Origin of the sequence: Flavobacterium luteum (genome assembly GCF_008806775.1) — a bacterium.
GTDB classification, from domain to species: domain Bacteria; phylum Bacteroidota; class Bacteroidia; order Flavobacteriales; family Flavobacteriaceae; genus Flavobacterium; species Flavobacterium luteum.
The window spans coordinates 91,462-102,979 of record NZ_WAEM01000008.1 but is presented as its reverse complement, the minus strand read 5'-3'; the positions used below and the strand labels follow the sequence as shown (position 1 = coordinate 102,979).

Sequence of the window (11,518 nt, the reverse complement as noted above, 5' to 3'; positions counted from 1 at the left end):
GACTTTGTCAGGACACACAGGAACAATTAGCAAATGGCAATCAGCAGTAAGTCCGTTTTCAACATGGACTGATATAGCCAATACCGCTACTACCTATACCTCTGGAGCTTTAACAGCAACCACCCAATTTAGAGCAGTAGTTCAAAGTGGAAGTTGTGCAGCAGCAAATAGTGCAACGGTAACAATGACAGTAAATCCAAATTTACCGGGAAGTGTAAGTGTTGGAGCAAGTGCAACGACCATCTGTTCAGGATCAAGTGTAACGTTTACCGCTACACCGACCAATGGTGGAACTTTACCAACCTACCAATGGAAAGTGAATGGAACGAATGTTTCCGGACAAACGGCATCCACATTTACATCCACAACATTAGCCAATGGAAATACAGTTACCGTTGTAATGACTTCAAATGCTACTCCTTGTTTGACAAGCTCACCAGCAACATCAAATACGGTAACAATGACAGTAAATCCAAATTTACCAGCGAGTGTAAGTATTGTCTCTAACGATGCTGATAATATAATCTGTCCAGGAACAAATGTAACGTTTACCGCCACACCAACTAATGGTGGAGCAGCACCTTCTTATCAGTGGAAATTGAATGGAACGAATGTTGGAACCAACAGTGCTACTTATACATCTACAACATTAGGCAATGGTGATTCAGTTACAGTTACAATGACTTCAAACGCTAGTCCTTGTTTGACCAATTCACCAGTTGGTTCGAATACGATAACCATCTTGCATGGAGGAAGTACCACTTGGAACGGAACCTCTTGGAGTAATGGAACCCCAACAAGTGTAAATGCAGCGATTATCTCAGGTAATTACAGCGTAGCAGCTAATATTAATGCTTGTTCGTTAACGGTAAACAACAATGCTATTGTGATCATTCCATCAGGTTATAATGTTAATTTGAATAATGCATTGACTGTAGCCAATGGCAGTAGTTTTACATTACAGAACAATGCTAATTTACTTCAGCAAGGAACAACTAATACTAACACTGGAGCTATCGTTGTGAATCGAAATAGTTCGTTTTTGATGCGTTTGGATTATACGCTATGGTCATCACCAGTGGCAAATCAAAATGTGTTGTCTTTTTCTCCAAATACACTTACTAATCGATTTTATCAGTATGTTTCTTCAACGGATTTTTATGAACCAATCGTGCCGTCTACTAGTGAGTTTAGTGCAGCCAAAGGATTGTTGATACGAGTTCCTAACACGCATCCTATAACTCCAACAATTTGGACAGGAAAGTTTACTGGCGTGCCTAATAATGGAGACTATAATTATACGATGTTCTATAATCAGGTACCAAATGCAGACCCTACCTTAACAAAAACGTATGGTTTTAATTTAGTAGGAAATCCTTATCCATCTCCAATTAGTATGACAGAATTTGTCAATGATAATCGTGATGTCATTAATGGAGCACTCTATTTTTGGAGAGAAACTAATGGCGATTTGGTAAACAATTCCTATTGTGTTTGGGCTGGAGGAACATTCATTTCTAATGTGGAAGCAAATGTTTCAACACCAAAACCAGATCCTAATGGTATTATTCAAACAGGTCAAGGTTTTATAGTGGAGTCTAAATCTGCATCGGTTCTTAAGTTTAAAAATTCTCAAAGAATTGCTAACAATGCAAATCAATTTTTCAGAACTTCTCAAGGCGACGAACGAAATACAATTTGGCTAAATGTTACAAGTAGTAAGGGAGCTTTTTCTCAAACAGCTATTAGTTATGTTAATGGAGCAACGCAGGGCGTTGATGTTTATGATGCAAAAGTATTTGGTACTGGTGTAGTAGAATTAAGTTCAATTGTAGAGCAAGCAAACTTTGCTATTCAAGGACGTGCATTGCCGTTTGATGATAATGATACCGTTCCTCTTGGATTCAAAGCAAAAACAGCTGGAGAATATTCGATTGCAATCGATCATACAATAGGTCTATTTGCGGATGCTCAAGACATATTCCTAAAAGATAATTTGACGAATAGTGTTCATAACTTGAAACTTTCACCATATACTTTTACTACAGAAATTGGAAGCTTCAATAGTCGTTTTACTTTAGTTTATAAAAATGAAAATACGCCATCTTTATCAGTAAATAATTTTGATTTAGACAAGACTATCTCTATAACGTTTACGAATATTGACAATATGATAAGTATTAAAAACAGTTCGTTACATACAATAGTTGAATCCGTTACGTTATATAACTTATTAGGTCAGTCAATTAGTACTTGGAACGTTACAAATGAAAATCAAAGTGCTCTCATAAAAGTCTTGGTAAGAGATTTAGGTACGGGAACCTATGTAGTAAGAGTAAAAACATCTGAAGGAGTTCTAAGTAAGAAGATTATCATTAAAAATGTGAAAGTAACGTCAAAGACCAAAGACAAGAAAGATATTTATATTGAGAAAAGTATGCTTGCTGATGAAGACTAATAATCAATTCACTTTTCGATAATTACTAAAAAAATAGTATTGTAATATTAAAGCCTGGCGATAGACTGAATCCAAAATTTTGAAAAAATTATAATTAATTTTGATAATGATGAGCTCGATATTTTGTCGGGCTCATTTTGTTTAATTTTAACTTATTTCTCTCATTTTTACAGCATTTAATATATTTCCTCTATTTCGATTTTTGATTGATTCATTGATGTGTATTTTTTTAGTTAAAAACAATTCTGCTTTTAATATCCCGACGAAATTTTCAATAATTGTATTATCAAGACAATTCCCTTTTCGAGATATACTTTGTATAATCTCTTTTTTTTCAACTGGTTTTGATCTCTTTTCATTTGACATTGCCAGCCTTAATCAGAATGTAGAATTCGATTAGTGTTATTTAGTATTTTCTTGTAAGTTTTATTTAAGATCATTACGACTTGATTAAAAATGGGTAGCTCGTTGAATGGGTAACTTATGATTTATGGATTAAATAAGTCTATTATTGGACTTAAATACAATTTATGAGCAGAGACAATTAATTCAGTTATCTCTGTTGCTTTTTTGTTTTAATGCGGTTGGTTTAAATTTTATTTCTAATAGGTTAGTCCAATTTTAGCCTAATCTTCTTTGTGTGATTTGAATTTTTAGATTCTAATGAGACTCTTTAACCCTAATAATTTTATCAATTTTATAATGGTTTTATGATTGATAACTATGTCTTTTTTTGAGTTGATTTGTTATTCTTTAGTATTCATAACGAATTTATGTTGGTAATAAATGAATTTTATTAATTGCTTTTAAAACTTTCCATTTAAACGTACACCAAATAACTTTGGTTTGTCCTTGTTTATAAAGCAACAATGTCAAACTGCCTGTAAAAATCCAATCCATTTTACGAATATTAGATTCATTTGACCTCTTTTGATTTGGAACATAATCACATGAATGAAGTTTTTCTAATACTAATTTATACACTCAAGTCTAAGTACAAAATCCTACTTGACTTTTCTTTCCAAAAAAACACCCCATCATACAGTATCTAACTTTTTGAGGGCAGTCTACGATTACGAAAGGGTTTTTTATGGAAAAAGTAAAGAATTGAGCTGTTTTTCATCGAGAAAGTTGTTAAATATGGTCGTTGAAAGGCATTTTTTTTAGCCATACGGATTCAAATTTGTCTTTTTTGTAGCTTAAACGAGTTTTACAGTACTTCAACGAAAATAATTGTTGTGGGTATGTGGCTGCTCTATCTTTGACATGTATTAGAAACACAACCTCTAACACCTCATAAAGATGAAAGCAACTACTCAAAATACAAACACTCAAAATACTTTTTCAAGAACAGGATTAGTTGTGGTATTTGTTTTGTTTTTATTATCAAGTGTTGGAATGTTTGGTCAAAATATTCAACCAACTGCTACTTCAACTATTACAATAGAAGTTTCAATAGCTTCTTCAGGCGAAACAGTTGCTAGCACACATGCTACAACAACTACTAATACTACAATGAATTTTGTTTCTTGGTTTATGGGAACAAAACAATCTCCTTCTACCAACCAATCAAATGATTTTTCAACTGGTACTAAAAAACAAATGATTAATTCAGGAATTGCTCCAAATCGTTTGTTAATCAAAACTCTATTGAAAAAAGCAACTAATTACAACAGTACAATCGCTTAATTATTATATTATTAGTTTAGGTTAAAATCAAAAAGCCGTCCAGTGGGACGGCTTTTTGATTTTATAGCTTCTTTGTACTTTTTAATCGTTTTCTAGAATATATTATGTAAGATATTATTTATATAAAAATGCATAAATAGCACTTCGTCGATATAAATATGCATTTTGTCGTATTTTTTTTGATTTATTTCAAAATAAAATTTTATGTTTGTCGTATTAAATAAAATAGAAGATACTCATCGACTATTTTTTTTAAAACAGATTACTAATTAAATCATACAATATGAAAAATTTATTGCATAATTCAAAAAAAGAGTTTATAACATTTTTATTCCTCATTTTTCTAAATATATTGTTTGGACAAACTAAAACATTTGTCGGATCAAGCTCAGGGGATTGGAATACCTCATCAAATTGGAGTCCAAGCGGCATCCCAACAGCTATAAATAATGTTGTAATACCTTCAAGCAGAACGGTTACTATTTCTTCAAATTCATTTGTAAAAAGCATAAGTATCTCTGGAACTCTAAATATCAATAACGGGATACAGTTAACTGATTATAATGATTTCACCGTTAATTCCGAGGGAAGCTTTATCATGCCGGGAGGGTCTTCGCTTGCAACATTAGTTGTTTATGGCAATTATACTAATAATGGTTTTACTGATTTTTGGAAAAGTAATGTTGTAATTGCAGGAAATTTATTAAGCCCTGCCACATCTACGTTACAAAAACAAGGTAATGTTGTGGTAGGAGGAGATATTATTGGTGATTTTGATACAACTGGAGGTAATGGGACTGGACAAATATTTGCCGTAAATCCGAATGCAACGGTTGCAATTACCCCTACTTCTATTGATGCTAATGTTGTTCCGGGAGTACAAGTAACTAATCCGGAAAGTCAAGTTTTAATTGATTTAGTGAATTCTGTTATTTATGGTTCATCCTGTTCTTTTTCAAGTAGTGCCAATAATGTCTCTGCATGTTCTGGAACTAATTCTATATTTTCAGTCACTACGACTGCAAGTTCACCATCCTATCAATGGCAAGTCAATATGAATGATGGAACGGGATGGAATAATTTAACCAATAATGCAACTTATTCGGGAGTAACACTTATAAATCTTACTATAGCTACTGTAAGTGTTGCTATGAATAATTATAAATATAGAGCTAGGGTAACATCAGGAGGTTGTTCTGAGTTTGGTAATTATGGGGTATTAACTGTATCAGCAACAACAACTTCGGTGATTGGTTCAGTAACAGGAGGTTCTACAATTTGTTCGGGGTCTACTAGTGCTTTATTGACATTATCTGGTTCTACGGGAACAATAGTGCGTTGGGAAAGTTCAGTAAGTCCTTTTAGTTCATGGACAACAATTGCCAATACTTCGGCTACTTACACCTCAGCAGCTTTGAATCAAACCACACAATTTAGAGCGGTTTTTCAAAATGGAACCTGCTCCACGGCTACTTCAGCAGCTACTACAGTTACTATTGCAGCTTCAAATACTGTAGGAGTAGCATCAACGACTCCATCATTGTGTGTGAACACCTTATTAACGGCTATTACCCATTCCACATCTGGTGCAACAGGCATTGGAACAGCATCAGGTTTACCAACTGGTATTACAGCATCTTTGGCTACTAATGTTCTTACTATAAGCGGAACGACAACAACATCTGGAACCTTCAACTATAGCATTCCATTAACAGGAGGTTGTGGAACTGTTACAGCTATTGGAACGATGACAGTAAATCCAAATTTACCAGCGAGTGTAAGTATTGGAGCAAGTGCAACGACAATCTGTTCTGGAGCGAGTGTAACGTTTACCGCTACGCCAACCAACGGCGGAGCAACACCAACCTACCAATGGAAAGTGAATGGAACGAATGTTTCCGGACAAACGGCATCCACATTTACATCAACAACATTAGCCAATGGAAATGCAGTTACCGTTGTAATGACTTCAAATGCTACTCCTTGTTTAACAAGCTCACCAGCAACATCAAATACGGTAACGATGACAGTAAATCCAAATTTACCAGCGAGTGTAAGTATTGGAGCAAGTGCAACGACAATCTGTTCCGGAGCGAGTGTAACTTTTACTGCTACGCCAACCAACGGCGGAGCAACACCAACCTACCAATGGAAAGTGAATGGAACGAATGTTTCCGGACAAACGGCATCCACATTTACATCAACAACTTTAGCCAATGGAAATGCAGTTACCGTTGTAATGACTTCAAATGCTACCCCTTGCTTGACAAGCTCACCAGCAACATCAAATACGGTAACGATGACAGTAAATCCAAATTTACCAGCGAGTGTAAGTATTGGAGCAAGTGCAACGACAATCTGTTCTGGATCGAGTGTAACGTTTACTGCTACGCCAACCAACGGCGGAGCAACACCAACCTACCAATGGAAAGTGAATGGAACGAATGTTTCCGGACAAACGGCATCCACATTTACATCAACAACTTTAGCCAATGGAAATGCAGTTACCGTTGTAATGACTTCAAATGCTACCCCTTGCTTGACAAGCTCACCAGCAACATCAAATACGGTAACGATGACAGTAAATCCAAATTTACCAGCGAGTGTAAGTATTGGAGCAAGTGCAACGACAATCTGTTCTGGATCGAGTGTAACGTTTACTGCTACGCCAACCAACGGCGGAGCAACACCAACCTACCAATGGAAAGTGAATGGAACGAATGTTTCCGGACAAACGGCACCCGAATTTATATCGACAACATTAGCCAATAACGATGTGGTTACCGTTGTAATGACTTCAAATACTACCTCATGCTTGACAAGCTCACCATCAACATCAAATACGGTAACGATGACAGTAAATCCAAATTTACCAGCGAGTGTAAGTATTGGAGCAAGTGCAACGACAATCTGTTCTGGATCGAGTGTAACGTTTACTGCTACGCCAACCAACGGCGGAGCAACACCAACCTACCAATGGAAAGTGAATGGAACGAATGTTTCCGGACAAACGGCACCCGAATTTATATCGACAACATTAGCCAATAATGATGCGGTTACCGTTGTAATGACTTCAAATACTACCTCATGCTTGACAAACTCACCCGCTACTTCGAATACTGTAACCATCACAATGGGAGGAAGTACCACATGGAACGGTACGTCATGGAGTAATGGAGCTCCAACAAGTGTAAGCGCAGCGATTATCTCAGGTAATTACAGCATGGCAGCCAATATTAATGCTTGTTCATTAACGGTAAACAACAATGCAATTGTGATCATTCCATCAGGTTATAATGTTAATTTGAATAACGCATTAACTGTAGCCAATGGCAGTAGTTTTACATTAGCGAACAATGCTAATTTACTTCAGCAAGGAACAACTAATACTAACTCTGGAGCTATCGTTGTGAATCGAAACAGTTCGTTGTTGAAGCGTTTGGACTATACGCTATGGTCATCACCAGTGGCAAATCAAAATGTGTTGTCTTTTTCACCAAATACAGTCGCTAATAGATTCTATACTTATGATTCTTCAACTAATTTATATAACTCTTTAGTACCTTCAGCTAATACATTTTCTCCTGCTAAAGGATTATTGATAAGAGTTGCTAACACGCATCCTACAACGCCAACAATTTGGACAGGAAAGTTTACTGGCGTGCCTAATAATGGAGACTATAATTATAGTTTGTTCTACAATCAGGTGCCAAATGTAGACCCTACCTTAACAAAAGTTTATAATTTTAATTTAGTAGGAAACCCTTATCCATCTCCAATTAGTATGACAGAATTTGTCAATGATAATCGTGACGTCATTAATGGAGCACTCTATTTTTGGAGAGAAACTAATGGCGATGTTGCAAACAATTCCTATTGTGTTTGGGCTGGAGGAACATTCATTTCTAATGTAGAGGCAAATATTTCAACACCAAAACCAGATCCTAATGGTATTATTCAAACAGGTCAAGGTTTTATAGTTGAGTCTAAATCTGCATCGGTACTTAAGTTTAAAAATTCTCAAAGAATTGCCAACAATGCGAATCAATTTTTCAGAATGTCTCAAGGAGAAGAACGAAATACAATTTGGTTAAATGCTACAAGTAGTAAAGGAGCTTTTTCTCAAACAGCAATTAGTTATGTTGCTGGAGCAACTCAGGGCGTTGATGTTTTTGATGCAAAAGTATTTGGAAATGGGGGAATAGAATTAAGTTCTATTGTAGAGCAAGCGAACTATGTTATTCAAGGACGTGCATTGCCGTTTGATGAAAATGATACAGTTCTTCTTGGATTTAAAGCAAAAACAGCTGGAGAATATTCGATTGCAATTGATCGTTTAATAGGTATATTTTCAGATGTTCAAGACATATTCCTAAAAGATAATTTGACGAATAGTGTTCATAACTTGAAACTTTCACCATATACTTTTACAGCAGAAATCGGAAGTTTCAACAGTCGTTTTGCTTTAGTTTATAAAAATGAAACTGCGCCATCTTTATCAGTAAATAATTTTGATTTGGAACGGACTATAGCAATAACTTTTACGAATAATGACAATATGATACGTGTTAAAAACAGTTCGTTACATACAGTAGTTGAATCTGTAACGTTATATAATTTATTAGGTCAGTCTATAAGTACTTGGGATGTTTCAAATGAAAATCAAAGTGTTCTTATTCAAGTCCTAGTAAGGGATTTAAATACAGGAACCTATGTAGTAAGAATAAAAACTTCTGAAGGAGTTCTAAGTAAGAAGATTATCGTTAAAAATGTGAAGTTAACTTCAAAGACCAAAGAAAAGAGAGATATTTATATTGAGAAAAGTATGCTTGCCGATGAAGACTAATAATCAATTCACTTTTCGATAATTACTAAAAAAAATAGTATTGTAATAGAAAAAGCCTAGCCATAGCCAGGCTTTTTATTATATATCAAAGTTTACCAAGTAATACCATTTATACTTGTAAAATAATCCAATCTTTACTGCCTCTCCTTTTTAGAGGGCTGGGGCGAATATAAACAAATAACCATATTGTATTTCTAAATGGTATTAATTGGTATAACATGCTATATTGATTTAAAATTTAGGATTAAAATTTAATCAAAAAAAAGAGGGAATTTAGCAATTAATTATGCTAAATTCCCTCTAAATTGTTTAAAATGAATTGACTATCCTAAAATTCCAATAATTTGAGATGCTAGTTCAGTACCAATCCTATCTTGTGCTTCATCAGTTGCAGCACCTATGTGAGGTGTTAACGAAATTTTTGGATGCATCAAAATTCTCATTTCTGGTTTAGGTTCGCTTTCAAAAACGTCTAAACCTGCAAAGGCTACTTTCCCGCTATCTAAAGCATCAATCAGAGCAATTTCGTCAATAACACCGCCACGAGCACAGTTTACAATGCCAACACCGTTTTTCATGGTTACTAATTCATCTGCACCAATAATATAACCGTCTTGAGCAGGAACGTGTAAAGTAATGAAATCAGCTTCTTGAAATAATGATTCTAATGGTTGTGATACAATAGTTGTTGTAATAGATTGACCATCAAAAAATTCCACTGTTACATCAACTTGCGGAATAAACATATCGGCAGCAATCACTTTCATTCCTAAACCAAGAGCCATTTTTGCCGTAGCTTGACCAATACGCCCAATTCCTACGATACCAAGTGTCTTTCCTCTTAATTCTGTTCCATTAGCATATGCTTTTTTCAAACCATCAAAATTAGAATCTCCTTCTAAAGGCATGTTTCTATTGGAATCGTGTAAGAAACGCACACCAGAAAATAAGTGAGCAAATACCAATTCAGCAACACTTTCTGATGACGATGCTGGAGTATTTATAACATGAATTCCTTTACTTTTAGCGTAATCAACATCAATATTGTCCATTCCAACGCCACCACGGCCAATAATTTTTAGTCCAGGACAGGCGTCAATAATATCTTTACGTACTTTTGTGGCACTACGAACCAAAATGACACTTACATTATTTTGGTTTACGTAATTGGCTACTTGTTCTTGCGCTACTTTAGTAGTAATTACTTCATATCCACCTTTTTCTAAAGCAAGAATTCCGCTTTTAGAAATTCCATCATTTGCTAATACTTTCATTTTTTTTTATTTAAAAATTGAATTATTTAAAAACTTAAAGATTCAATTTGGATTATTTTAACGCAAATATTGAGTGATGAAATTGATTTTTTTCAAATCTTTCAATCATACAATTTTTGAATATTTAAATTGATTTCTCTAATTCTTTCATTACATCTACTAATACTTGCACACTTTCTAGCGGAAGCGCGTTGTACATAGATGCTCTATATCCACCTACAGAACGGTGTCCTGGCAAACCAGAAATTCCAGCCGCTTTCCACATGGCATCAAATGTTTGAGCATGTGCTTCGTCATTCAATAAGAATGTTGCATTCATTGTAGAACGGTCTTCAACAACTGCAGCACCTTTAAATAATGGATTTCTATCAATTTCAGCATAAATCAAAGCGGCTTTAGCGTTGTTTATTTTTTCAATTGCAGCAATTCCTCCAAGATTTTTCAGCCATTGCAAAGTTAATAATGAAGCATATACAGGAAAAACAGGAGGAGTATTGTACATACTTTCTGCTTTAATATGTTTTGAATAATCTAAAAAGCTAGGAATTGTTCTTCCGTTCTTTCCTAAAATTTCTTCTTTTATTACTACAAGTGTAGTACCGGCAGGACCCATGTTTTTTTGAGCTCCAGCATAAATCAAGTCAAATTTCGAAAAATCAATGACTCTAGAAAAAATATCAGAACTCATATCACAAACAATTGGCATATTCAAATTTGGAAATTCCTTCATTTGCGTTCCAAAAATAGTATTGTTGCTGGTACAGTGAAAATAGTCTGCATCAGTTGGTACAGAATATCCTTTTGGAACGTGATTGTAATTTTGTTCTTTAGAGGAAGCAACAATTACCGTTTCGCCAAAAAACTTAGCTTCTTTTATAGCCGCACTTGCCCAAGTCCCCGAGTCTAAATAAGCAGCTTTCCCGTTTTCTTTCATTAAGTTGTAAGGAGCCATTAAAAATTCTAAACTAGCGCCTCCAGCTAAAAATAGTGCTTGATAGCCTTTACCAGTTAATCCCAAAAGTTCTAAAGCTAATGCTCTAGCTTCATCCATAACGGCAACAAAATCTTTACTTCTATGTGAGATTTCCAGTATTGATAATCCAGAGTTGTTAAAATTGAGTATGGCTTCTGCCGATTTTTCGAAAACTTCTTGTGGCAAAACACATGGTCCAGCGCTATAATTATGTTTTTTCATGTTGTGAATTTAATGCGAAAATTTAAGGTGCAAATTTCGGAAATAGAACTTAAAAT

At 34.9% G+C, this 11,518-nt stretch carries 5 protein-coding genes; 3 read left to right on the top strand and 2 right to left on the bottom strand.

Annotated features, from left to right (window positions below; translation table 11 throughout):
* The 3 genes from F6464_RS12985 to F6464_RS12975 form a co-directional block, all read left to right on the top strand.
* A partial coding sequence (locus F6464_RS12985) for a T9SS type A sorting domain-containing protein (protein WP_151108380.1) occupies positions 1 to 2,458 on the top strand: 2,458 nt, incomplete at its 5' end.
* Positions 2,459 to 3,760: 1,302 nt separating this feature from the next.
* On the top strand, positions 3,761 to 4,147 hold the full coding sequence (locus tag F6464_RS12980) for a hypothetical protein (RefSeq protein ID WP_151108379.1): 387 nt from the start codon (positions 3,761 to 3,763) through the stop codon (positions 4,145 to 4,147).
* 283 nt (positions 4,148 to 4,430) lie between these two features.
* Positions 4,431 to 8,993 (top strand): beta strand repeat-containing protein, encoded by a 4,563-nt coding sequence (locus tag F6464_RS12975; RefSeq protein ID WP_151108378.1) that lies wholly within the window; start codon positions 4,431 to 4,433, stop codon positions 8,991 to 8,993.
* 323 nt (positions 8,994 to 9,316) lie between these two features.
* Here F6464_RS12975 and F6464_RS12970 read toward each other — a convergent pair whose 3' ends face one another.
* Both F6464_RS12970 and serC read right to left on the bottom strand, forming a co-directional pair.
* A complete protein-coding gene (locus tag F6464_RS12970; protein ID WP_151108377.1) occupies positions 9,317 to 10,267 on the bottom strand; it encodes a D-2-hydroxyacid dehydrogenase in 951 nt (316 codons plus the stop codon).
* Positions 10,268 to 10,391: 124 nt separating this feature from the next.
* Entirely contained in the window at positions 10,392 to 11,462 is a 1,071-nt protein-coding gene (gene serC, locus F6464_RS12965; protein ID WP_151108376.1) for a 3-phosphoserine/phosphohydroxythreonine transaminase, read from the bottom strand.
* Positions 11,463 to 11,518: the final 56 nt, after the last annotated feature.

Coding starts and splice junctions, on each gene's coding strand:
- F6464_RS12980 (WP_151108379.1), top strand. CDS start 3,761: ATGAAAGCAACTACTCAAAATACAAACACTCAAAATACTTTTTCAAGA.
- F6464_RS12975 (WP_151108378.1), top strand. CDS start 4,431: ATGAAAAATTTATTGCATAATTCAAAAAAAGAGTTTATAACATTTTTA.
- F6464_RS12970 (WP_151108377.1), bottom strand. CDS start 10,267: ATGAAAGTATTAGCAAATGATGGAATTTCTAAAAGCGGAATTCTTGCT.
- serC (WP_151108376.1), bottom strand. CDS start 11,462: ATGAAAAAACATAATTATAGCGCTGGACCATGTGTTTTGCCACAAGAA.